Genomic DNA, 26,004 nt, shown 5'->3' on the forward strand with positions numbered 1-26,004 from the left:
CCCCTATGAACGAAAAACCGAGTGTCATTTCCACTCGGTTTTTCGTAATAAACTTATTGCGATAGCTCTACTTCTTTTATTTTCTCTTTCATTCTTGCTTTATCACGATTTAAAATCTCTTTTAAATACTTACCTGTATACGAGCGTTCTTCTTTTACTACTTGCTCTGGCGTTCCAGAAGCGACGATTTGTCCACCTTTGTCCCCGCCCTCTGGTCCAAGGTCAACGATATAATCAGCTGTTTTAATTACATCTAAATTATGTTCAATTACAAGTACCGTCTCACCACTCTCTACAAGACGTTGCAACACTTCTAGAAGACGTGCAATATCATGTGCATGTAAACCCGTCGTTGGTTCGTCTAAAATGTATAACGTACGCCCTGTAGAACGACGGTGTAATTCAGAGGCTAATTTCACGCGCTGTGCTTCACCACCTGATAACGTCGTTGCCGGCTGTCCTAATTTCATATAACCTAGCCCAACGTCTACAAGCGTTTGAAGTTTACGCTTAATTTTTGGGATATTAGCGAAGAACTGTACCCCATCTTCAATTGTCATTCCTAATACTTCAGAAATGTTCTTATCTTTATATTTCACTTCTAACGTTTCACGGTTGTAACGTTTACCATGACAAACTTCACACGGCACGTATACGTCTGGTAAGAAGTGCATTTCGATTTTAATAATTCCATCACCACGGCACGCTTCACAACGTCCGCCTTTCACATTAAAGCTAAAACGTCCTTTTTGATATCCGCGCACTTTCGCTTCATTCGTTTGAGCAAACACATCACGAATATCATCGAATACACCTGTATACGTCGCTGGGTTAGAACGTGGTGTACGACCGATTGGCGATTGATCAATATCAATTACTTTATCTAAATGCTCAAGACCTTTAATCTCTTTATGAGCACCTGGCTTCGCTTTCGCTTTATATAACTTTTGCGCTAACGATTTATATAGTACTTCATTAATCATCGTACTTTTACCTGATCCAGATACACCCGTTACCGCTACAAACGTACCAAGTGGGAATGACATCTTTGCATTCTTTAAGTTATTCTCTTTTGCACCGACAATCTCCACTTTACGTCCGTCACCTTTACGTCTTTCAAGTGGAACTGGAATAAACTCTTTACCGCTTAAATATTTTCCTGTTAACGAATTCTCATCTTGCATAACTTCAGCTGGTGTACCTGCTGATACAACTTGACCACCATGAATACCTGCACCAGGTCCGATATCAAGTAAATAATCAGCAGCCATCATCGTATCTTCATCATGCTCAACAACAATTAACGTATTTCCTAAGTCACGCATTTCCTGCAATGTACGAATAAGACGATCATTATCGCGCTGATGTAAACCGATAGAAGGCTCATCAAGGATGTAAAGTACGCCAGTGAGTCGAGAACCAATTTGTGTTGCTAGGCGAATACGTTGTGCCTCACCACCTGATAAAGTACCAGCCGCACGACTTAACGTTAAATAATCTAAGCCAACGTTTACTAAGAAACCTACACGTTCTTGAATTTCTCTTAGAATTAAATGAGCAATTTTTTGTTGTTTCTCCGTTAACTCAACATTTGAGAAGAATTCCTGTACTTCTTGAACAGAATATTTCGTTACGTCAGCAATCGTTTTATCACCAACGAAAACAGCTAAACTCTCAGGCTTTAAGCGTCCGCCTTTACACTTCGGACAAGCTTGCTCCGCCATATATTTCTCCATTTGTTCACGAACATAATCAGAACTCGTCTCACGATAACGACGCTCTATATTCGGAATAACACCTTCAAATAAAATCTCATTTTCCTTTACTTGACCAAATTCATTTACATAGCGGAAATAAACTTTCTCTTCACCGCTCCCGTACAACACTTTATCAAATAAATCTTTCGGTATATCTTTCACAGGCATATCCATGTCAACGCCGTAATGATTACACACAGATTGTAAAAGTTGTGGGTAATATTGTGAACTTGTCGGTTCCCAAGGAGCAATCGCATGTTCATTTAATGTTAAATCCCAGTTCGGAATGACAAGCTCTAAATCTACCTCTAACTTTGAGCCAAGTCCATCACAAGAAGGACATGCACCGAACGGACTGTTGAATGAGAACATACGTGGCTCTAATTCACCAATTGAAAAACCACAATGCGGACATGCATGATGTTCACTAAATAGAAGTTCCTCTTCTCCCATAACATCGATTAACACTCGTCCCCCGCCAAGCTTTAATGCACTTTCAAGAGAATCCGCAAGACGACTCGCAATTCCTTCCTTTACAACAATACGGTCAATTACAACTTCAATAGAATGCTTTTTATTTTTATCTAACGTAATCTCTTCTGACACATCTAGCATTTCACCATCAACACGTACACGAACATACCCTTGCTTCTTAATATCTTCAAGTACTTTCACATGTGCACCTTTACGTCCAGACACGATAGGAGCTAACACTTGTAATTTCGTACGTTCAGGATATTCAAGAACACGGTCTACCATCTGTTCCACTGTTTGTGATGTAATTTCAATTCCGTGATTTGGACAAATCGGCGTACCAATTCGTGCGAATAATAAACGTAAATAATCATAAATCTCCGTCACTGTCCCGACAGTTGAACGTGGATTACGACTCGTTGTTTTTTGATCAATCGAAATCGCTGGTGACAACCCTTCAATCGTATCGACATCCGGTTTATCCATTTGTCCTAAAAATTGGCGTGCATACGCAGATAACGATTCTACATATCTGCGCTGCCCTTCTGCATAAATTGTATCAAACGCTAATGATGATTTCCCTGAACCAGACAATCCCGTTACAACAACAAGCTGATTTCTCGGAATGGTTACATCAATATTTTTTAAGTTATGTGCTCTAGCACCTTTTACAACGATAAAATCCTTGCTCATGCTCACTCTTTTCACCCTTCCGCTTTTAATTCTAATAGTAAATCTCTTAATTCAGCTGCACGCTCGAAGTCTAACGCTTTTGCTGCTTCTTTCATCTCTGCTTCGATCTTAGCGATTGTTTTCTCACGTTCTTTCTTCGTCATCTTCTTAGCAGGAGTTGCTTCATATGTTTCCGGTTCTTCGGCCGCTGTCGTTGCACGGATTACATCACGAACGCCTTTTTGAATCGTTTTCGGCGTGATACCATGCTCTTCATTGTAAGCTTCTTGTATAGTACGACGACGCTGCGTTTCTTCAATTGCAATTCCCATCGATCTCGTTATGCGATCTGCGTACATAATAACGCGGCCGTTTTCATTACGCGCCGCACGACCAATCGTTTGAATTAACGAACGTTCTGAACGCAAGAATCCTTCCTTATCTGCATCTAAAATAGCTACAAGTGATACTTCTGGAATATCTAATCCTTCTCGTAATAAGTTAATACCGACAAGTACATCAAACTTACCAAGGCGAAGGTCACGGATAATTTCAATACGTTCTAACGTTTTAATTTCAGAGTGAAGATAGTTCACTTTAATTCCTACATCTTTTAAGTAATCCGTTAAATCCTCTGACATTTTTTTCGTTAAAGTCGTAATTAATACACGTTCATTTTTTGCAATACGATCTTGAATTTCTCCTAATAAATCGTCAATTTGACCTTCAATTGGTCGTATATCAATTGGTGGATCTAAAAGCCCTGTTGGACGAATAATTTGTTCTATTACCCCCGGTGACTGCTCTAATTCGTATGGTCCTGGCGTTGCCGAAACGTAAATGACTTGATTCGTTTTCTCTTCAAACTCATCGAACGTGAGCGGTCTATTATCTAAAGCTGATGGCAGACGGAATCCATGATCCACAAGTACTTGCTTACGTGCTTGGTCCCCGTTATACATTGCTCTTACTTGCGGCACTGATACGTGCGACTCATCCATAACAATTAAGAAATCCTTCGGGAAATAGTCTAATAACGTATACGGCGTTGCACCCGCTGGACGAAGTGTTAAATGACGGGAATAGTTTTCAATCCCTGAACAAAAGCCCATCTCGCGCATCATTTCTAGATCATAACGTGTACGTTGCTCTATACGCTGCGCTTCCAACAACTTACCATTATCATTTAATTCTTTTAAACGCTCTTCTAATTCTTTTTCTATATTTTCAATAGCAACCTTCATTTTTTCTTCACGTGTAACGAAGTGAGATGCTGGGAAGATTGCTACATGATCACGTTCTGCTAATACTTCACCTGTTAACGCATTTACTTCACGAATACGATCGATTTCATCACCGAAAAATTCAATTCGAATACAATGCTCGTCAAGTGATGCCGGGAAGATTTCAACTACATCTCCGCGCACACGGAATGTCCCACGCTTGAAATCAATATCATTACGTCCGTACTGTACATCAACAAGTTCACGAAGCAATTGATTGCGGTCCTTTTCCATACCAACTCGAAGTGAAACAACTAACTCGCGGTATTCTTCCGGAGAACCTAAACCATATATACACGAAACACTCGCAACGATAATTACATCGTCCCGTTCAAATAATGCAGACGTTGCTGAGTGACGCAATTTATCGATTTCATCATTAATTTGCGCATCCTTTTCTATAAAAGTATCCGTTTGCGGCACATACGCTTCTGGTTGATAATAATCGTAATAACTAACAAAATATTCAACTGCATTATTCGGAAAAAAATCTTTCAGCTCACTATATAATTGTCCTGCTAACGTTTTATTATGAGCCATCACAAGTGTTGGCTTCTGTACTTCTTTAATGACATTTGAAATCGTAAATGTCTTACCCGTTCCTGTCGCTCCCAGCAACACTTGCTTTTTCTTTCCACTATTAAGTCCCTCTACAAGCTTCTCTATAGCTACCGGCTGATCACCTTGCGGGGAATACGCTGAGATAATTTCAAATTGATGTTCCAAGTAAAATCCGACCTCCTCATAAAAATCTGTATTATTATTTTACCACGAATGCCCATAAAAAACCTAAAAAAACGAACAGATATTCGGTAAAATTTTCGACAATATATACATAGAAAAAGGAAGGAGTCAAAACTTCCTTCCTCTACTAACTCTATTTTTTAGGTACATATAATAAATCATATCCATTGCGCCCATTTTCATTCACACAGTCTATTAACCTATAAGCCGTTTGTAATTCACGCTGCTCTTTAACAATCCTTTTACAACTATCTTCATCTATATCTGTATGATTACCAGCAAATCGATCTTGCCTATTATCTAACATATGAATTATATCTGTTCCACTATACTCTAACGTTTGAAAAACCGGATCACCTTCATGTGTATAATGTACAATTCTTACTTTATCAACTTCCCCTTGTTCCACATTCAAAACGAACTTTTCAAATTTATCTAGATTAGAAGTTACTGCTTCCTTTACAATGACATCATTCTTCTTATCAATTGTAATGTTAGGTTGTGAGCATGCTACTAAACTAAAGAGAAGTAGGCATATAAAACCACTTCTTTTCCCTATTGTCATCCTCTCCTATAAGAATTATTTGTATACTGCAAAAGCTACTTTCCTCTACGAAAGTAGCTTTTCTTTCCCTTTCTCCTTCTTCGGAAAAATAACATATGAAAATGAAATTGCTGTATCAACTAAAAATATAACTGCCCACACTTGGCTCACGCGACTTGCAGCTTTATTTAAAACGATTCCCGATTCTAACCAATTTCCCCATTGTTCAAATGGAATAAATCCATACGCGAAGAAAAAGAATATATGCACACCAACGAATAAAACAAGATGTAATACCCAATTTTTCATTTCCTGCTTCGCATAGGCCATACCTGTTAATTCTACCTGTTCTTCCATAATAGGCGCTGGTTCATTCCGCCATTTCGCAGCTAACTTTTGCACAAATATATCAAGCTTCTTCAAATCCTTTTTCCCGTAGAAGACCGCATACAATAAAATGATTACGGTAATAATCTGAAAGTTAGAAAACTTCCCTGTTTGATAATAGTCCACTACCCCTAAGGTTAAAATGAACACTTCATTTACGAGTAGTACAATCCCCATAATAAAGCTTGCCTTCTTCAAACGGAATCCATAACGGAGTAAAAAGAAACCGATAGCCGATAACCAAAATACAATCTCTGCCCCAATTAAAAAGTACCAACGATATTCTGCGAGTATACTCATTTATCCTTCTCCTTTTCATCATATATACGAAAAGCTTCATCCATATATAATAAAAATTCTTCTTCGATTGGATACATGCTCATTTTCTGTGAATCTTCCTTCGATTTTCTAACTTCCCATAACTTATCTAAAAACGCTTCATCACCATTGGCCATTTCTAAACACTTCTGCATTAATCTCTTCATTGCCCCTTGCACCTCATCACTTGCAGTTTCTTTACCGTCTTTCATAAAAGTGCGTAATTGCTTTAATAAATCTACCCACTCTAACACATTGGGATCTTCCTCACTCATATTTGGCAAATTATGAAGCAACTTTTGTTCTTCCTTTGAAAATACTTCATTTTGAAATATTTCACGTATACGAGAAGACTGTTTCGAAAGCTGGATCAGTTCAAACATAACTTTCCAATCGAGCTCTCCCTCCACATCCACCGAATAAACAACTGCTTGTAAAACGCGCTCCATTCGATTGAATTTCTTTTGTTCTTCCTGTACAAACCGAAGTTGTTTTTCAAGCGAATCCTTTAAGTTAAGCTCACCTTTTACTAACATATTCGCAGACTCTTTTAGTGAAAATCCCATTTCTTTTAAAAATAAAATTTGTTGGAGACGTATTACGTCAGCTTCACTATATAAACGATGCCCGCCTTCTGTTTTCCCGCTCGGCTTTAATAAATCTATTTGATCATAATAACGTAATGTACGTACTGTTACCCCTGTCTCTCTCGTCAATTCTTGTATTGAAATCACTGCCATCACCTCTTCCCCTTCATTATAAAAGATGACGTTACGTAACTTTCAAGACTTTTGTAAAAAAAATACAAAAAGCTGTTTATACTCATTGTATAAACAGCTTTTACGGAAATAATCCTTTTTGTACAGCGCGCCCACAAAATAAAATAAGTGCTCCAACAACAACACTTGTTGCTGTTTTATGGTAATGAGTTGAAACTAATAAATAATACGATAAACCAACAGTACCAATCATAATACAAATACTTGGCACTGGATTACGAGAGAAATTTTGCATTCCCCAAAGAAGTGCAAAAATAGCTGTAGCGACACATAACACCGGTAATCCCATTCCGCTTCCCCTTTATATATCTATTTGCTAGTCTTTGTTAATACGCTCATTGATAACATACTAATTAATACCCCAAAACCAGTCCTTATATATTTAAACGTTTAATCTAATTGAAATCTCTCAAACTTATCATTTATTTCCTCTCCCCTTACTCCAGCGTAAAGATTTCCTCCACCTTCATCCCAAAATATTTGGCGATTTTTAGGGATAACTCTAGACTCGGATTGTAATGGTGATTTTCAATCGCTATAATCGTCTGACGCGTTACCTGCATCACCTTTGCCATTTCAACTTGTGTTATATGATTTTGCTTTCTTAATTCTTTAATTTTATTTTTCACACCCATAGGATCCACCTTCAAAAGTAAAGATATCTTTACTTGAATTATAAATATTTTCCAATTACAAGTAAAGATCATTTTACAAATTTTAGAAAAACATTCCACTGAACACCTTCTCTAACAAAGTACGATAGTAGTTAAGTTTATATCAGCGATTCTCCCAATATATCGACGTAACTCCATTTATATTGGCGATTTTCTAAATATATCAGCGCAACTCCATTTATATCGGCGATTTTCTAAATATATCAGCGCAACTCCATTTATATCGGCGATTTTCTAAATATATCAGCGCAACTCCATTTATATCGGCGATTTTCTAAATATATCAGCGCAACTCCATTTATATCGGCGATTCTCCCAATATATCGACTTACTAACAAATACTGAAATCCATAGCGCTATAATCATAAGAAAAAGCTGTCCCAAAATATCTTTTGGAACAGCTTTCTCCTCTACTACATAAATCCTAATACCCATACAAGAACATATCCAAGAATAGAAAGACAAACCGAGCCGATCAGCCCTGCTACAAATGCTTTGCTTCCTAATTTACGGAACGTTTTAAACTCTACATTTAAACCGAGACCTGCCATCGCCATTGCGATAAGCATGTACGCAATTATTACAATATAGCCGGCAACAACTTCGGGGATAATCCCGAGTGAATGCACCGCACTCATCGCTAAAAATCCGAATATAAACCAAGGAATCGGAAGCTCCTTCCACGATTTCTTTTCTTCGCTTCCCTCGCTCTTACCAAACCATAACCCAATTAAAATCGCTACTGGTACAAGCATCGCAACGCGCGTTAATTTCACGATAACCGCGATGTCGACAGCCGTGCTACCGCCTGGTGCCGCAGCCGCAATTACGTGAGCAATTTCATGCAGCGTCGCCCCCGAGAATACACCGTAACCGTACGGAGATAAGCCAAGCACTGGATATAATAATGTATAAATAAGCGTAAATATCGTACCTAAAATAGCAATAATTGCGGCACCAACCGCCGTTTCATCGTCCTTTGCTTTCACTTGTGGTGCAATTGCCACGACCGCTGCCGCACCACAAATCGCCGTTCCACACGCCGTTAAAATCCCAAGTTTCTTTTCTACTTTAAATACTTTTGTCAATCCATATACAACGAAAATGGTGAATGTAATAACTACCGCTGCGATGACCAATACTTTCGGCCCCGCCTTCGCAATATCAACCAGATTTAATCGCATTCCAAGTAAGATAATCCCAAAGCGAAGCAACTTCTTACTCGCAAAGTTCGTTCCCGCTATCGCTTCTGGAGGGACTCCAATCGCTGCGCGCCAAATCATCCCAATTAGAATAGCAATTACTAATTGTCCCATAATATTTAAAAATGGAAGCTCCGCTAAATATTTCGCAGCAATGGCGATTAATAATGTAATCCCAATACCTTGCGAAAATCCAAAGCCCTTCTTCTTTTGTATAACAAGTGTTTGTTCCACCTTGTACCACCCCAATAATCGTATTGGAACATGCATGTTCTTTCTACTTACATTATAAGAGAGTTTTTATAATAAGTTTAATATCAATATTAAATCTCTATCATCAGAAATACTTATGATAGAATAAAAACAAAAATAAAGGGGCCTAACAAATGAACGTCGACATTTTGAAAATCTTTGTGACTGTCGTTGAACAGAAACATTTCTCTCGTGCAGCAGAACTTTTAAACCTTTCACAACCCGGTGTAAGCATGCACATTCGCAACCTGGAAAATGAATTTGGAACTACACTCATTCAGCGCTCCCCAAAGCACGTTCAAGTGACCGAGTCTGGAAACATTTTATATATACATGCAAAGCAAATGCTCTCTCTTTATGATGATGCAAAACAGGAAATTAACGAATTACATAACGTTGTAACAGGAACACTTCGCATCGGCGCTAGTTTTACAATTGGCGAATACTTACTTCCCAAAATACTCGCTAACTATGCCAATGAAAATCCGCACGTTGAAGTTCATACCCTTATCTCTAATACAGAAGAAGTTTTGCAAAGCCTTCGCTCTAATCAAATTGATATCGGCTTAGTAGAGGGGCAAGTCGTATATGCTGACGTAGACGTTGAAACGTTTATGCAAGATGAAATGAAGCTCGTCGTCCCTCCAAATCACCCATTACTTCACATCAAGGATATAAACGAAGCTACTCTTCAAGACCAAGTATGGGTATTAAGAGAAAGTGGCTCTGGGACACGTGCCTATAGCGATCGTTTTATTCATCAACATCATTTAAAAATGAAACGATTCTTTACATTTAGTAGCATTCAAAGTGTAAAGGAAGCCGTCGCTGCCGGGCTTGGCATCGCTATACTTTCTGATTGGACCGTGCGGAAAGAACTACTAGCCAAAGAACTATTCCACGTCGAAGTTCCAACTGAAAAACTAATTCGTCCATTCTCCATCGTGCGTGGCAAATATTTCATTCCATCTAAAGCCATTCAAGTGTTTTTAAATCATGTAGATTCTTTTGCGATAAAACAGAGTTGACCTTCACATTAGTGTGAAGGTTTACAATACATGTAAAAGGAGTGAAATGCAGTGCGAATTGGAGAGTTATCAAAAGAAACTGGCGTTAGCGAAAGATCACTAAGACATTATGAAGAAAAGGGATTGCTCCCTTCAAATCGCCTCACAAACGGCTATCGTGATTTCGATAAAAGTGCCATTGAAAAAGTAGAGCTTATCCAAATGTACTTACAGCTCGGCTTAAATTTAGAAGAAACCGCAAGAATGCTGCGCTGCCTCGAAATCGAACCACATCTATACGAAAATCCATGCAGCAGTATCCTTGCACTTTACGAAGATAAGCTCAATGAAGTAACAAGGCAAATCTCATTACTTTCCAACATTCAAACGAATTTACAAAAACACGTTTCACTCCTAAAACAAGAAAAAGAAAAGGGATGATTGCATGTTTGTTATACACGGCAGTTCAAGACGAAATGGGAATACGGAAGCCTTAACATATATGATGATTGATGGAATGAAAGCAGAACAAATTTATTTACGTGACCATACCATTTACCCTATTACAGACCAACGCCATGATGCTGAAGGATTTCAACCTGTAAATGATGACTACGAGCAATTAACCAAACGCATGCTAGAGCACGACACGATTATCTTTGCTACACCACTATACTGGTACGGAATGAGCGGCCATATGAAAAACTTCGTTGATCGCTGGTCACAAAGCTTACGCAATACCTCTCTTCATTTCAAAGAGAAAATGAAAGGTAAAAAAATGTACGTCGTCACCGTTGGCGGAGACAATCCGAAACTGAAAGCATTGCCACTTATTTCTCAATTCCAGTATATCTTTGATTTTGTTGGTTCATCATTTGAAGGGTATATTATCGGGGATGCGAATGGATTGGATGAAATCAAAAATGATGCTGAAGCACTTACAAAGGCACAACTGTATAATAGCAAATTTAAAAATAGCCAACAGAAATAAGTTTGACAAACCCATTTGTATGCGCATACAATAAAAATAATATTATGAAAGGAAGGTACTTTGACCAATGAAGTTCTAATTCTCTTATTTATTTCATCCATCACAAATAGTGAACAAAAATGATGAAAACTAGCAGGGGATTAGTCTGTCCATTTGTCGATACTTTCTTTCGAGACGATCATGTGAAAAATCGTTTATTTATGTACGATTTTTACATTGAAGGGCGACGTTTATCCTCTCTAGTGAAACTAGGGAGGTTTTTTTATGACTATTTTATTCGCACGTAATATTGAAAAGAGCTTTGGTGACCGTACCATATTTACGTTACCATCAATAGAAATTCACGCACACGATCGCATAGGAATCGTTGGAGTCAACGGAGCTGGAAAATCTACGTTGTTGCAAATATTAAGTAAAGAAATAGAAGCTGACAAAGGGACAGTAACTCATCATAGTTCTATCGCCATCATTCCACAGCTTAGCGATACAATACTGGAAACCGCTTCTTCTCTTGCAAAAGGAAAATGGAGTATTTCAAACGTCGCAAATTCAATGAGCGGCGGCGAACGAATGCGCCTAAAGATTGCCCATGCTCTCGAACAAGATGCAGGCATTTTATTCGCTGATGAACCAACGAGCCACTTAGATATGGCCGGTACAGAGCAATTAGAAAAAGCACTTTTATCTTATAAAGGGGCACTTGTTTTAATATCGCACGATCGTGATTTTTTAGATAATATATGCACAAAAATCATTGAAATTGAAGACGGCATGATTCAAGAGTATAAAGGAAACTATTCCAACTATCGAAAGCAAAAAGAACGTGAACGAATACAAAAGCAAGCAGAGTATGAGCAATATATACAAGAAAAAAATCGTTTAGAGCAATCAATTTCACAAAAAAAACAACGTGCTTCTAGCATGACAAAAATCCCAACTCGGTTCAGTTCATCTGAATCTAAACTTTATAAGTTAAGCGGGGCTCATGGGCAAGAACAGGTTAGCAAAGCAGCCAAAGCATTAGAAACACGTCTCGAAAAACTAGAAAAGAAAGAAAAGCCAAAAGATCTTTCTCAGGCTCAGTTTGACGTGCAATACCATACACCCATTCATAGTAAAGTGGCAGTACAGTTCAATAAAGCAACAAAGAAAATAGGCGACCGCACACTATTTAAAAATATGAATGGAACTATTGCCCCTGGTGCAAAATTAGCTATTTTAGGAGCAAACGGAAGTGGCAAAACAACTTTGTTCAATATGCTTCTCACAAACGAGCGTGGCATTCAGCTTTCAAAAAGTTGTAAAATTGGATACTTTGAACAAGCACTATCCATTTTAAAAACAGATAAAACCATTTTAGAGAACGTTCTAGAAGAAACCAACTATACAGAAGCATTCGTTCGCACAATACTTGCCCGGCTTCTATTCCGTCGTGAAGTTGTTCATAAACCTGTGCACGTTCTAAGCGGGGGTGAACGAATGAAGGTTGCACTCGCAAAAGTATTTTTAGGAAACTATAATATGCTCCTGCTCGATGAACCGACGAACTATTTAGATTTAACAACACAGGAAGAATTAGAAAACATGTTACAAGAGTATCCTGGCACTATACTCTTCATTAGCCATGACCGTGCCTTTATTCGTTCTGTTGCAGACCATATTCTACAAGTAGATGAGAGCGAACCAAGAATATTCTATGGCAATTACGAGCAATACATTAAAAGAACCACTCAAGCTTCCGTAAACGTTACTGAACAAGAATTATTGCGATTACAAACGAAATTAACAGAAGTCATCAGCCGGATTTCTATACCCAATCATCAGGATGACATCACATTTCTTGAACAAGAATATGAAAAATTATTAGTTCAAATTCAGCGGTGTAAAGAAGCGCTCTAATGTCTTCCCTATATATCGACGGGGCCTTCCACATTTCCCAAGAAATATCGTGGCTTCGACATAAAGATAATATTAGACATCACAATAACAAAAAGCCGTGCACCAGCACGGCTTTTCACTTTATCTTGCTACTTGTGGGCATTAAATGCCCAGCTGGTGAAGGCTAATAACTAGCCGGGATGCCCCCCACTGATTAAAGTTTCACTTTATATACGGACAGCAGTCCCACTCACCGCAACCATTAGCATTCCTTCGCGAACTACTTCGTAATCCACGTCGATACCAACGATGGCATTCGCATTTTTTTGCCTTGCGAATGTTTTCATCTCTTCCATTGCAATGTCGCGCGCTTCTTTTAATTTACTTTCATAAGCGCCTGCACGGCCGCCGACAACGTCACGGACAGATGCGAAAAGGTCACGAACAATATTCGCACCCATAATCGCTTCTCCATTCACGATATCAATATACTCAATAATTTCTTTCCCTTGAATTGTAGATGTTGTTGTTACAATCATGCTTTATAGCCTCCCATATAAGATTTCCACTTACTTATGGTGCACGAATTCAGCAAAAATTATATTTACGAACTAAACTGTGCTTCGTATAATCGGCTATACCCTCCGCCTCGCTCAATTAATTCCTCATGCGAACCTTGTTCTGCAATACCATCTTTATTTACAACGACGATACGATCCGCATTTTTAATAGTTGCAAGCCTGTGAGCAATAACTAATGTTGTACGACCGACAGCTAGTTCTGCAAGTGATTTTTGAATAGCAAGTTCCGTCTCTGTATCTAATGCAGAAGTCGCTTCATCTAATATTAAAATTGGCGGGTTTTTCAAGAACATACGAGCAATTGCTAGACGCTGCTTCTGCCCTCCTGAAAGTTTCACACCACGCTCACCGATAACTGTATCTAAACCGTCTGGTTGCGAGTAAATTAAATCCTCCAACTGGGCACGTTTTACCGCCTGCCAAATTGCAGCCTCTGAAGCCTGTAAATTTCCATAAGCGATATTTTCGCGAATCGTTCCTGAGAATAAGAATACATCTTGCTGTACAATTCCAATTTGTTTACGAAGTGACGATAAAGTCATCTCTTTCGTATCAATGCCATCAATTTGGATTGACCCAGATTCCTGCTCATAAAAGCGTGGTAATAAACTACATAACGTTGTTTTACCTGCCCCTGATGGCCCAACGAACGCAACTGTTTCACCTGCGTGTATTTTCAAGCTAATATCATTTAAGATCGGTTCTTTATTTTCATATCCGAACGTAATGTTGTTATAGTGAATATCACCGTGTACATGCTTTACTTCTATCGCATCTTTAGAATCCACAATATCAGGCTCTGTTTCAAGAAGTTCTACATACCTTTTAAAACCTGCGATTCCTTTCGGATAACTTTCAATAACTGCATTAATTTTCTCAATTGGTCGGAAGAAAATATTCGTTAATAAGACGAATCCGATAAATCCACCATACGTTAACTCACCTTGCAGAACAAACCATGTGCCACATATTAATACGAAGAGCGTTACGAGACGCATGAGCATATAACTAATGGATGAGTTTAGCGCCATAATTTTATACGCCATTAATTTCGTTGTACGGAAACGAGCGTTGTTCACAGCGAATTGGTCTTTCTCAAACTTTTCATTTCCGAATGCTTGTACAACGCGAATACCACCGACGTTATTTTCGATACATGCATTAAAATCAGCGACATCTGAGAATAAACGTCTAAACGTACCCGTCATTTTTTTATTGAAGTAAAGCGCCAACCATAATAGGAATGGAATTACAAAGAATGTTAGAAGCGCTAACTTCCAGTTAATCATCATCATAAATGAAAATGCCCCAACTAAAGTCATTACGGCGATGAATAAATCCTCTGGCCCGTGGTGAGCAATTTCCCCAATTTCCATTAAATCGTTCGTAAGACGTGAAATTAGATGACCTGTTTTATTATTATCAAAAAATCTGAATGATAGCTTTTGAATATGATCAAATAATTTCTGCCTCATATCTGTTTCAATGTTAACTCCTAGCATATGCCCCCAGTAGGTAACAACATATTGTAAACCTGCATTTAACATATAAACTGCAAGTAAACCAAAACAAGCCCATAAAATAAGCGTCCAGTTTTGTCCTGGTAATAACTTATCAATAAATTGATTTACGATAAGCGGGAAACCAAGTTCCAGTAATCCTGCGATAACCGCGCAAGAAAAATCGAGTATAAATAAACCTTTATACGGTTTATAGTAAGAAAAAAATTTACGTAGCATATATTTCCTCCCTTTTCCAAATTAAAAGACTCCCTAAATGATAACCATTATCAAATAATTATTCAAGTTATTCGACTACGAAACTACAAATAAGGTTTGCGATAGTTGCCGTTTTTTGCCATAAAGTCGATATATTTTCAATTGCGCTGATATATTCTGATAATCGCCGATATAAATTTCATGTACTGCTGCTCCCAATCAAACAAAAAGGGTGTCACCTAGTGGTAACACCCTCATTTTTATTACATCGCTTCCGAATCCCACTCGTGCTCTTGCTGAACAAATACAACGCCTAACTCATGATGTCCTCCAGCATATAATGCTGTTTGAGCAAGACGAAGCTCACCATTTGTATCTACCACTTCTAATTTACAAAAAGCTCCTGTTGTTTTCGTTTGAAGCGCATCATAAAATTCTTCGGCACTCCTTGGAACGACTCCATTTACTTTCGTAATTATTTCTCCAGGCAGTAAATTCAGCTCGGCCCCAATTGTATTTGGAATTGTATCTAACACAACAAGTCCATCATTGCGTGCAGCGAAATATGCCGGTCTTGTCTCATCTACAATTTTTTCTTGCATCGAAATCGTAAAACGTCCAAGCATTGCGACACCCATTGCAATAATAGCAAGTACGTGCCACCAATAACTCGCGACCCCTAAAACAAGTACAAGACCAGCTAATCCATAAACACGTCTTCCTGTAAAGAGTAAAGCTTCCGTCGGCTCATAACTTCTAATCTTTCGCATAAATCCAATTAAAAATGGAACGAGGAATAGAGAATATGTATTTGTCCCTATTGAAACGACAGGCCACCATGAAATAAACTGGGTTACCGCATCACCTGGTACAAGAATAAAAATCGGCACGATCCATAAACGCTTCGATTCGTGTAGACCAATCTTGAGCCCACGTTTCCCCTTCCTAATCCTCGGTGTAGAATATCTCACCGCGTTTTTAGAAATCAATAAGCCCTCCACAACAAGCATGATGCCTAGTAAAATAGCAAGAGATACAATCGTACCCTCTTCACCCTCTCCAAGCTGTAAGAAGGAAACTGGCAGCTTAGAAGATAATAAAACACATACAATTGCGATACTAAACGTATAAGCTGCCGATAAATATCGATACATAGCAGTTAATCCAAATAATAATGTCCAAAGTAAAATGGCCCATAAGCTCGCCTTGGAAACAACAAGTCCAAGCCCAATCGTAATAATAGATACGATTAATCCATATCCAAGCCCTGCAAATAGAGATGTTCGCAATTCAAACCAAATATCATAAACTTTAAAAGAAAAATCTTTTCGTTCTCGTAATATACGTAAATATCCAACGAAGATACTACTTATTAAAAATACATAGACAGCAGGGTGCAAGAAAAAACGTCCAACTGCCCGCATTATTTCAAAAAGCCATGCCTCCACGAACTCATTCACCACCATTTATATCATTCTTTCTTTTTATATTATCATAACTGGACAAACGTTTGTTTAACACAAAAAAATACAGGCAATAAAATGCCTGTATTTCTTCTTATTTCGCTATTAATTTTAATGCTGCCTGTAATTGTAGATCATTTTCTCCAGAACGGATTTTTTCAATGATTTTAGTTTGGATTGCCTCAGCTGTCTTTTTATCAAGCTGTCCTGTCGCTTCCATCTCATTCGCATTTTGGAATGCTTTCAGTGCTGATTCTGTCTCTTTACTAAAGTAGCCATCTTCACGACCCGGTACATAACCTAAGCTTTTCAGCATCTCTTGCGCATGCTTCACTTGCACATCATTTGAATTGTATGAAAGTGTTTTTTCAATTTGAATTGGCGTCGCATGGTAGTAATCTGGTTGTTTCACTTCTACAGTTGGCTTGATTCCCTTTTTATGAATCCAGTTTCCATCTGGAGTTAACCATTTGAACATCGTTAATTTAATGTTACTGCCATCTTTAAACGGAACGGCTTGCTGAACAGTTCCTTTACCAAATGTTGTTTCACCAATTAAATCGTAACCTTCTCCTTCTTTCAATGCGCCAGCTAAAATTTCCGAAGCAGAAGCACTTCCTTTATCAATCAATACTGAAATTGGATATGGCTTCCTCTCTTTCAGCTCTGTAGAGATTTGCTTTTTCTCACCATTTCGCTGCTCTACTTGTAGCATCGGCTTTTTGTTCGTCATAATTTCTCCTAGTATATCTTCTACACTATTTAAATAGCCACCAGGATTACCACGAACGTCAATAACTAAACCTTTTATGTTTTTCTTCTCTAACTCTTTTAACTGATCCTTAAATTCTTTCGCTGTATTTTCAGCAAAAGAAGTAATTTGCATATAACCGATATCTTTTCCACTCTCTTGTTTCACAGAACTAACTACCGTGAAGATTGGGATTTTTTCACGCTTAATTTTAAATACAATCGGATCAGTTACTCCTGCACGTTTAATTTCAATCGCGACAGTCGTTCCCTTTTTACCACGAATTTTTAATACAGCTTCTTCACGCGATAAGTCTTTTACACTGTTTCCATCTACAGATAAAATTTGGTCATTCGGCTTAATTCCAATCTTTTCTGCTGGTGAACCTTTAATTGGCGATACGATAATAAGCTTACCGTCTGTTTTGTTCACCTCAGCCCCAATCCCCTCTAACTCGGGATCAAGTGATTCACTAAACTGTTTGGCTGTTTCTTTATCCATATACGTGGAATAAGGGTCCTTCAGCGTAGACAACATGCCTTGTATTGCACCTTCAACTAACTTGTCATCTTTCACGTCTTCCACATAACGTGAATCAATTAGTCCATATGCCTCATTAATTTTTGCCAAATTCCCTTGCGTCGTGCTAGCGTTCCCACTCGAAATTGTTTGCGTTACTTCTGCTGGGTTAACCCCAAATACAGACATTCCTGCAAACATTCCACCAGCACCAATTAAAAATGCAACAACCATTCCAATAATTGCAACTCTACGTTTCAATGCGGAATTCCCCTTTCCAAAACACACAGGTGGTGTAGCAAAAGGCATCACACAGCGTGTGATGCCTTTACCTATTTCTACTATATGATAAGCTTGTACGAATTATGTTTGCAACTTTTTATACTTTTAAGAAGCGACGAATTGACATTACACTTCCCCACATACCGATTAACGCACCGATTAACACTAATAAACCAGCTAATTGGAATACGAATGGGCTGTATGGTAAAAGCTCGAAAATTGTTCCGCCAAGTTTTTCATTAAACACACTTTGCAGTGAATTATACGTAACTAGAATTAGACCAATTGGAATAATTGATCCTAATACTCCTAGGAATAATCCTTCTAGCAAGAACGGCCAACGAATAAACCAGTTTGTTGCACCTACAAGTTTCATAATTTCAATCTCAGTACTACGAGCATAAATTGTAATTTTAATTGTATTAGAGATTAAGAACATCGCTGTGAATAAAAGACCTGCAATTAATGCAATCCCGATATTACGTCCTGTTTTTACAGTATCAAATAATTTTTCAACTTGACCTTTACCGTATTGAACGTTACTTACAAACTGCATTTTTTCAATCTTTTTCGCAATTTTTGCTGTATCAGTTGGCTCTTTCGCTTTTACAATAAATACGTTTTTCAGTGGGTTATCTTGCTCAAATAACTCGAACGTTTTTCCACTATCGCCTAAACTTTTAATTAAACGTTTCAATTCTTCTTCTTTAGAAGAGTATTTAATAGAATCGACTTTCGCGACCTTACTCATATCTTCTTCTAATTTCTTTTGATCAGCTTCTTTTGCCGCTGGATCAATGTGTACACGAATTTCTACATCTTGCTCTACTTTTGTAGCAAAATGGTTCATGTTCATAATCGCTGTTAAAAAGACACCTACAAGTAATAATGTAACTGTTACTGCACTTACAGAAGCAAATGTCATCCATCCGTTACGGGATAGATTTTTTACACCTTCTCGCAAATGTCGACTAAGGGTTTTAGCCTTCATATCCGTATCCTCCCTCAATCTCGTCTCGAACAATTTTTCCGCCTTCAATCGCGATTACACGATGACGGATTGTATTTACGATATCTGCATTATGCGTCGCCATAACAATCGTTGTACCACGCTCATTAATGCGCGTAAAGATCTTCATAATATCAAGAGCTGTTTCAATATCTAAATTACCAGTTGGCTCATCGGCAATTACAACCTTTGGTCTATTAACAATTGCTCTTGCAATAGCCACACGTTGCTGCTCTCCACCTGAAAGTTCACTTGGAAGTGCGTCTGCACGATCATCTAGACCTACTAGTCCTAACACTTCAGTAACACGCTCACGAATCGCATCTGGTTCTTCTTCAATTACTTCTAAAGCAAACGCAACATTCTCATATACCGTTAATTTAGGTAATAATTTAAAATCTTGGAAAATCACGCCTAATTGACGACGGAAATATGGAACATCTCTTTCTGCCAATGATTCGATAGTAAGTCCATTTACATTAATAGATCCTGTAGTTGGCTTTTCTTCACGATACATCATTTTAATAAATGTAGATTTTCCGGCTCCACTCGGTCCAACTACGTATACGAATTCACCTTGTTTAATGTTAACTGTGAGACCAGCAACGGCTTTCATACCATTCGGGTACTCCTTATAAACATTCGTCATTTTTATCATTATTTATCACCCAATGCTTAATGATTTTTTTTTTCGAAATACTTTTCTGTACATGTGAAAATAAAAAGGAATCCTTTATTTTCATTTAACCATTCTTGTTGAAGGCAGCTTACTTACATGCTTTTTATTCGCACCACTACTCTATGTAATATATTTCAGCAAAATTCTACAAACCTCATTGTAACATCAAACGGTTTCCAGTTCGGATACATTTTTGTTACAGTTATGTTACATCCCAGAAAAAGGAGACGAGTTGTTATAACTCTTATCCAAAGTCATTTTTAGATAAGATTATATAATCAACTCGCCCATTTTTCTCTTTTTATTTATGTTCAGCTAACCACTCAGCTACTTTTTTCGCATCTTCACCTTGAATAATTCCCGGTGACATTGAACCGCGACCTTTTTCAATAATCTTTTCAATCTCTGCTGCATCATATTTCTGCCCTACTTTTCGTAAATCCGGTCCAGTTGCTCCTGATAAATCTTTCGCATGGCAGCCTATACAACTTTTTTGATAAATTTGCTCTGGGCTATCTGTGCTTGCAGATTGTTTCGAAGGTTTACTCTCTTCTTTATTTCCACATGCTCCTAAAGCAAAAACGACTGATGTACCTAGTGCAATAGCCAACAATTTCTTTTTCAATTCTATCGCTCCCCATTGTTGATATTCTTTTCATTCCTAACACACTCATTTTTATTATAAGCATTATCTTTATATAGAAAAACTAAGGTATATTTCATATTCTTGAAAAATACAGTGAGAACCCTGATAAAATAAAGCTTCCATAATTTGTTTCAATTCTGTGAACAACGTAAAAACTTCTATAAAGAATCTTTTTAAAAGGCAAATCAAAAAAGTTCTTTATAAAATCTTACTCTATTGCCGCTCTGTTTTACTATTCTCTACTTTTTACAAAACAATATACAACATTGTATTCTGCATATAACCCCATCAAAAAGAGAAGTTGTCGTTTCCAACTTCTCTTCCCCTGTACTTCATCCATATAAATAAAACGTTGTATATCCTCTATTTTCTCAGCATGGGCCAACAATTTTGTTGGCTTTTTCTCTTATCCCACTATTTACTGGGTAGTAAGACCCCTACCTCAAAATTCAACAAAAGCAAAGAAGTTAGGTGAGGGTCGGGCTGCCCGTAAAAGTCAGATTTGTTAAAGCTAATAATCAGTGGGGATTCCCCCACTGGTTATTAGATGCGAGAACGTAAGTAAGCATCAATAAATGGATCAATTTCTCCATCCATAACTGCTTGTACGTTACCAACTTCTGTATTTGTACGATGGTCTTTTACAAGAGAATACGGGTGGAATACGTAAGAACGAATTTGGCTGCCCCATCCAATTTCTTTTTGTTCCCCGCGGATTTCATCTAATTGTGCTTGTTGCTCTTCTAATTTCTTTTGATATAATTTTGCTTTTAACATTTTCATCGCATGCTCACGGTTTTTAATTTGAGAACGCTCTGACTGACACGTTACAACCGTATTTGTCGGTGTATGCGTAATACGAACTGCTGAATCTGTCGTATTAATGTGCTGTCCACCAGCTCCACTTGCACGGTACGTATCAATTTTTAAGTCTTCTGTACGCACTTCAATTTCAACTTCATCATTGAACTCAGGTACAACTTCACAAGATACGAATGATGTATGACGACGGCCTGAAGAATCGAACGGTGAAATACGTACAAGACGATGTACACCTTTCTCTGCTTTTAAATAACCGTAAGCGTTATGACCTTTAATTAATAAAGTAACACTCTTAATACCAGCTTCATCACCTGGTAAGTAGTCAACTGTTTCTACTTTAAATCCACGTTTTTCAGCCCAGCGTGTATACATACGTAATAACATAGAACCCCAGTCTTGTGACTCTGTTCCACCTGCACCTGGGTGTAATTCTAAAATCGCATTATTTTTATCATAAGGATCACTTAATAGTAATTGAAGCTCATACTCATTCATTTCTTGAATTAAGCCTTTTACTTCCGATTCTAATTCCTCATGTAAATCTTCATCATATTCTTCTTTTAAGAGTTCATGCGTTACTTCTAAGTTTTCGAACGTCTCGTCTAACTGACGGAACTTTCCAACCATATCTTTTAACGCATTTGCTTCGTTAATTACAGTTTGAGCGCCTTGTTGGTCATCCCAAAATCCTGCGCCCATCATTTTTTCTTCTAATTCTGCAATTTGTTTCTCCTTAGTAGGGAGGTCAAAGAGACCCCCTAAAAGCCGCTAATCTCTTAGCCATTTTCTCTAATTCCTGTCTAATTTCTACTAATTCCATTTCCTTCACCTCTATGTAATTGCTATTACTTTCGTATGAAAACAAGGGAAACTCTCTCCACTTATTAGGGAGAGAGTTTAATCCTTTTTATTATAATTTGCAAAACAAACTGAATTCAACAGCCGCAGTTTTTATTAGCTTACAATGCCACAGCAGTTTTTATATTTCTTGCCACTACCACATTTGCATAAATCGTTACGACCCACTTGATCACCTTTTACAACAGGCTTTTTCTTCGCTTCTTCGCCATCGCTAGATGGATGAACAGCTTCACCTTGAACAACTTCTTGACGCTCTAAGTTTTGTTCAATTTCAGCTTTCATAATGTAACGAGAGATTTCCTCTTCAATAGAAGCAATCATTGACTCGAACATTGCGAATCCTTCCATTTGATACTCACGAAGTGGATCGATTTGACCGTAAGCACGTAAATGAATACCTTCACGAAGGTGGTCCATCGCATCAATATGCTCTGTCCATTTCGTATCTACTACACGGAATACAACAACTTTTTCGAACTCACGCATTTGCTCTTCTGGCATAAGCTTTTCTTTGTCGTTGTAACGCTCTATTAATTTCGCGATAATCGGCTCGCTCATTTCTTCTGGAGCAAGACGACGTAATTCTTCTTCTTTTATATCGCCTTCTTGCAGAAGGTTTGTATTTAAGTAGTCAACAAGACCTTTAATGTTCCAATCTTCTTCAATTTCCTCTTGTGTATGAAGCGCAACAGCACGTTCTACTGTAGATTTCATCATACCTTCAATAATACTACGTAAGTTCTCAGAATCCATTACTTCTTGACGCTGTTTGTAAATAACTTCACGTTGCTGACGAAGCACATCATCGTATTGTAATAACTGCTTACGTGCATCATAGTTATTTCCTTCTACACGTTTTTGCGCAGATTCTACTGCACGAGAAACCATTTTACTTTCAATCGGCTGTGAATCATCCATACCAAGACGATCCATCATCGCTTTCATATTGTCAGAGCCGAAGCGGCGCATTAGTTCATCTTCCATTGATAAATAGAACTGCGTTACACCAGGGTCCCCTTGACGACCAGCACGACCACGTAACTGATTATCAATACGACGGCTTTCGTGACGCTCTGTACCGATAACCGCTAGACCGATATTTTTAATATCATCGCCTAATTTAATATCCGTACCACGACCAGCCATATTCGTCGCAATTGTTACAGCACCTTTAATACCAGCTTCTGCAATGATATCTGCTTCACGCGCATGGTTTTTCGCGTTTAAAATATTATGGCGTACACCTTTACGTGTTAACATTTTTGAAATAAGCTCTGACGTTTCAATTGCAACTGTACCAACAAGTACAGGTTGTCCTTGTTTATGACGATTTACAATATCCTCAACAACTGCATTGAATTTACCTTCCATTGATTTGAAGATTAAATCAGCACGGTCATCACGAATAATATCTTTGTTCGTTGGAATTACGATAACATTCATATTATAAATATTACGGAATTCTTCTTCTTCCGTTTTCGCTGTACCAGTCATACCAGATAACTTTTCGTACATACGGAAGTAGTTCTGGAACGTAATTGTCGCAAGCGTCATACTTTCATTTTGAATTTCTACGCCTTCTTTTGCTTCAATCGCTTGGTGTAAACCTTCGCTATAACGACGCCCTTTCATAAGACGACCAGTGAATTGGTCTACAATTACGATTTCACCTTCTTGTACAACATAGTCTGTATCACGGTGCATAACAACATGCGCACGAAGTGCCTGATTAATATGATGAAGAAGTGCAACATGTTTTAAATCAAATAAGTTTTCAATATGGAAAGCTTTCTCTGCTTTCGTAATACCATCTTCAGTTAACATTACATTTTTCGTTTTCACATCGAATGAATACTCTTTTTCATTTTCTAATGTACGAACGAATGCATTTGCAAACATGTATAGCTCTGTTGATTTTTGAGCTTGTCCCGAAATAATAAGCGGCGTACGTGCTTCATCGACTAAAATAGAATCGACTTCATCGATAATAGCAAAATGAAGTGGACGCTGAACGCACTGCTCTCTATATAAAACCATATTGTCACGTAAGTAATCGAATCCAAGCTCATTATTTGTGCTATACGTAATATCAGCAGCATAAGCCTCTTGTTTCTCTTCGCGTGACATACTATTTAAGTTAATTCCTACTGTTAAGCCAAGGAACTCATGAAGTTGTCCCATTTCGCTCGCATCACGTTGTGCTAAGTATTCATTGACTGTAACAACGTGAACACCTTTTCCTGTTAAAGCATTTAAATATACAGGTAATGTAGATGTTAACGTTTTACCTTCACCCGTTTTCATCTCAGAGATATTCCCTTCATGTAAAGCAATACCACCCATTAACTGCACGCCATACGGACGCATTCCAAGAACACGAGTCGCAGCTTCGCGAACAACCGCAAAAGCTTCAGGAAGTAGATCATCTACTGTCTCACCTTTTGTTAGACGTTCTTTAAACTCAAGCGTCTTTCCTTTTAATTGTTCATCTGTTAGTGGCTTAATAGATGATTCTAATGCATCAATTTGCTCAACTGTCTTCTGCATACGTTTAATTTGGCGTTGATTTACATCAAATACCTTTTTTAAAATACCGATCATAGGAAATACGCTCCTCTTTTTTATTAAAATAAAACTTCCGATTGTTTTTTCTTTTTCTATTACAATCAGTCGTTATAAAAATCAAATGTATGTTATGCCAATTTTTCTCCTAATTAAAAAAACTAAAATGTATATACCTAATGATAATTGTAACACTTGTCTTATAACTATGACAACAATCGGCCGAATGTCTCGTTCTAAATTAGGAAAAGTTTTTTAAAAATCTATTTTCAGCCAAAAAAGCGCAGCCTCTTTCGGCTGCGCTTTCGAATTATTATTTAGTTTCGATTAAACCATATTTTCCGTCTTTACGGCCATATACAACATTAGTTTCATTTGTATCAGCATTTGTGAAGACGAAGAAATTATGCCCTAGCATATCCATTTGCAAGATCGCTTCTTCAACGTCCATCGGTTTTAAATCGAATCGTTTTGTACGTACAAGTTCTAATTCATCCTCTTCTACCTCATCCAGAACAGCTACTGCTTCTGGAAGAATAAAGTTAGTTTTCACAGAACCTTTCTCACGTAACTTACGATTTACTTTTGTTTTATGTTTACGAATTTGTCGCTCAATCTTATCAACTACTAAATCGATAGCAGCGTACATATCGCTATTAGTTTCTTCTGCACGAAGTAATAAATCAGTAAACGGAATTGTTACCTCGACACGTTGCTTGTCAGAGTATACTTTTAAATTAACTTTAATCTCTGGGAATGTATCAAAATAACGCTCTAACTTACTTAGTTTTTTCTCTACATATTCCTTTAATGCTGGAGTTACTTCAATATTTTCACCACGAATGTTGAATTTCATAGATGAATTCCTCCTTTCAAGCCTATGTACTATAATTTCGACATCGGCTTAAAAACTCCTTCTAACTTTTTTAAAAAAATTAGTGGAATTGCGATTTTTTTATCGTTTTTTGTTGAAATGAAAAGATGCATCGTTTCTACCTTTATTTTATCCTATTAACATCGTGAGTAACGAATATAACTGTGGACAATTCGTTACAGAAAAGAAACAACTTTTTGACAATTCACCCCATAACAAAAACCTCTTGCGAAAAACAAGAGGTTCTACTATATATAACGTTGCCACAAACGCAG

The 26,004-nt window shown here is 37.7% G+C and carries 22 protein-coding genes; 4 read left to right on the forward strand and 18 right to left on the reverse strand.

Features of this window, described 5'->3' with window-relative positions; genetic code table 11:
* Positions 1–53: 53 nt before the first annotated feature.
* From uvrA to MHH42_RS26065, 8 genes are all read right to left on the reverse strand, one after another.
* Positions 54–2,924, reverse strand: a complete 2,871-nt coding sequence (uvrA, locus tag MHH42_RS26030) for an excinuclease ABC subunit UvrA (protein WP_070173941.1) — start codon at positions 2,922–2,924, stop codon at positions 54–56.
* Between the two features lie 11 nt (positions 2,925–2,935).
* Positions 2,936–4,912, reverse strand: a complete 1,977-nt coding sequence (gene uvrB, locus MHH42_RS26035; protein WP_000401006.1) for an excinuclease ABC subunit B — start codon at positions 4,910–4,912, stop codon at positions 2,936–2,938.
* A gap of 151 nt (positions 4,913–5,063) precedes the next feature.
* Positions 5,064–5,495 carry a DUF4362 domain-containing protein gene (locus MHH42_RS26040; protein ID WP_000151995.1) on the reverse strand — a complete coding sequence of 144 codons (432 nt, stop codon included), beginning with the start codon at positions 5,493–5,495 and terminating at the stop codon, positions 5,064–5,066.
* 45 nt (positions 5,496–5,540) lie between these two features.
* On the reverse strand, positions 5,541–6,161 hold the full coding sequence (locus MHH42_RS26045) for a hypothetical protein (protein WP_070173942.1): 621 nt from the start codon (positions 6,159–6,161) through the stop codon (positions 5,541–5,543).
* On the reverse strand, positions 6,158–6,919 hold the full coding sequence (locus MHH42_RS26050) for a MerR family transcriptional regulator (RefSeq protein ID WP_000268449.1): 762 nt from the start codon (positions 6,917–6,919) through the stop codon (positions 6,158–6,160). The genes MHH42_RS26045 and MHH42_RS26050 overlap by 4 nt, the downstream gene beginning before the upstream one ends.
* A 100-nt stretch (positions 6,920–7,019) precedes the next feature.
* A complete protein-coding gene (locus MHH42_RS26055; RefSeq protein WP_016107236.1) occupies positions 7,020–7,247 on the reverse strand; it encodes a hypothetical protein in 228 nt (75 codons plus the stop codon).
* 148 nt (positions 7,248–7,395) lie between these two features.
* Positions 7,396–7,593, reverse strand: a complete 198-nt coding sequence (locus MHH42_RS26060; protein WP_000538368.1) for a helix-turn-helix transcriptional regulator — start codon at positions 7,591–7,593, stop codon at positions 7,396–7,398.
* Between the two features lie 452 nt (positions 7,594–8,045).
* Entirely contained in the window at positions 8,046–9,068 is a 1,023-nt protein-coding gene (locus MHH42_RS26065) for a YeiH family protein (protein WP_000438410.1), read from the reverse strand.
* Between the two features lie 152 nt (positions 9,069–9,220).
* Here MHH42_RS26065 and MHH42_RS26070 point away from each other — a divergent pair, with 152 nt between their 5' ends.
* The 4 genes from MHH42_RS26070 to abc-f all read left to right on the forward strand — a co-directional run bounded on the left by MHH42_RS26070 (position 9,221) and on the right by abc-f (position 12,983).
* Complete coding sequence (locus tag MHH42_RS26070; RefSeq protein ID WP_340894561.1) at positions 9,221–10,114, forward strand: LysR family transcriptional regulator; 894 nt, start codon at positions 9,221–9,223, stop codon at positions 10,112–10,114.
* 51 nt (positions 10,115–10,165) lie between these two features.
* On the forward strand, positions 10,166–10,534 hold the full coding sequence (locus MHH42_RS26075; protein ID WP_001219224.1) for a MerR family transcriptional regulator: 369 nt from the start codon (positions 10,166–10,168) through the stop codon (positions 10,532–10,534).
* A 4-nt stretch (positions 10,535–10,538) separates the two neighbouring features.
* Positions 10,539–11,084: a flavodoxin family protein gene (locus MHH42_RS26080; protein WP_070173943.1), complete on the forward strand. Its 546-nt coding sequence runs from the start codon at positions 10,539–10,541 to the stop codon at positions 11,082–11,084.
* A 264-nt stretch (positions 11,085–11,348) separates the two neighbouring features.
* Entirely contained in the window at positions 11,349–12,983 is a 1,635-nt protein-coding gene (gene abc-f / locus MHH42_RS26085) for a ribosomal protection-like ABC-F family protein (protein WP_340894563.1), read from the forward strand.
* Between the two features lie 206 nt (positions 12,984–13,189).
* Here abc-f and MHH42_RS26090 read toward each other — a convergent pair whose 3' ends face one another.
* From MHH42_RS26090 to hpf, 10 genes are all read right to left on the reverse strand, one after another.
* A complete protein-coding gene (locus tag MHH42_RS26090) occupies positions 13,190–13,501 on the reverse strand; it encodes a heavy metal-binding domain-containing protein (RefSeq protein WP_000637523.1) in 312 nt (103 codons plus the stop codon).
* A 65-nt stretch (positions 13,502–13,566) separates the two neighbouring features.
* Positions 13,567–15,282 carry an ABC transporter ATP-binding protein gene (locus MHH42_RS26095; protein ID WP_000944601.1) on the reverse strand — a complete coding sequence of 572 codons (1,716 nt, stop codon included), beginning with the start codon at positions 15,280–15,282 and terminating at the stop codon, positions 13,567–13,569.
* A 242-nt stretch (positions 15,283–15,524) separates the two neighbouring features.
* The gene (locus MHH42_RS26100) at positions 15,525–16,709 is read right to left on the reverse strand and encodes a PDZ domain-containing protein (RefSeq protein WP_016107240.1); all 1,185 of its coding nucleotides are present in this window, start codon (positions 16,707–16,709) and stop codon (positions 15,525–15,527) included.
* Positions 16,710–16,818: 109 nt separating this feature from the next.
* Positions 16,819–18,255 (reverse strand): S41 family peptidase, encoded by a 1,437-nt coding sequence (locus tag MHH42_RS26105; protein WP_080119612.1) that lies wholly within the window; start codon positions 18,253–18,255, stop codon positions 16,819–16,821.
* A gap of 118 nt (positions 18,256–18,373) precedes the next feature.
* Entirely contained in the window at positions 18,374–19,267 is an 894-nt protein-coding gene (gene ftsX / locus MHH42_RS26110; RefSeq protein ID WP_000645030.1) for a permease-like cell division protein FtsX, read from the reverse strand.
* On the reverse strand, positions 19,257–19,943 hold the full coding sequence (gene ftsE / locus MHH42_RS26115) for a cell division ATP-binding protein FtsE (protein ID WP_000594334.1): 687 nt from the start codon (positions 19,941–19,943) through the stop codon (positions 19,257–19,259). The genes ftsX and ftsE overlap by 11 nt, the downstream gene beginning before the upstream one ends.
* A 322-nt stretch (positions 19,944–20,265) precedes the next feature.
* Positions 20,266–20,589 (reverse strand): cytochrome c551, encoded by a 324-nt coding sequence (cccB, locus tag MHH42_RS26120; protein WP_000727967.1) that lies wholly within the window; start codon positions 20,587–20,589, stop codon positions 20,266–20,268.
* A 564-nt stretch (positions 20,590–21,153) separates the two neighbouring features.
* A protein-coding gene (prfB, locus tag MHH42_RS26125) for a peptide chain release factor 2 (RefSeq protein ID WP_096001583.1) occupies positions 21,154–22,252 on the reverse strand; the annotation gives its coding sequence in 2 pieces (ribosomal slippage) (positions 21,154–22,179 and positions 22,181–22,252; 1,098 coding nt in all).
* Between the two features lie 134 nt (positions 22,253–22,386).
* Positions 22,387–24,894: a preprotein translocase subunit SecA gene (gene secA / locus MHH42_RS26130; protein WP_000579396.1), complete on the reverse strand. Its 2,508-nt coding sequence runs from the start codon at positions 24,892–24,894 to the stop codon at positions 22,387–22,389.
* 274 nt (positions 24,895–25,168) lie between these two features.
* Positions 25,169–25,711 (reverse strand): ribosome hibernation-promoting factor, HPF/YfiA family, encoded by a 543-nt coding sequence (gene hpf, locus MHH42_RS26135; protein WP_000671188.1) that lies wholly within the window; start codon positions 25,709–25,711, stop codon positions 25,169–25,171.
* Between the last annotated feature and the right edge of the window lie 293 nt (positions 25,712–26,004).

Origin of the sequence: Bacillus sp. FSL L8-0099, assembly GCF_038006385.1 — a bacterium.
In the GTDB taxonomy this organism is placed as follows: Bacteria; Bacillota; Bacilli; order Bacillales; family Bacillaceae_G; genus Bacillus_A; species Bacillus_A toyonensis.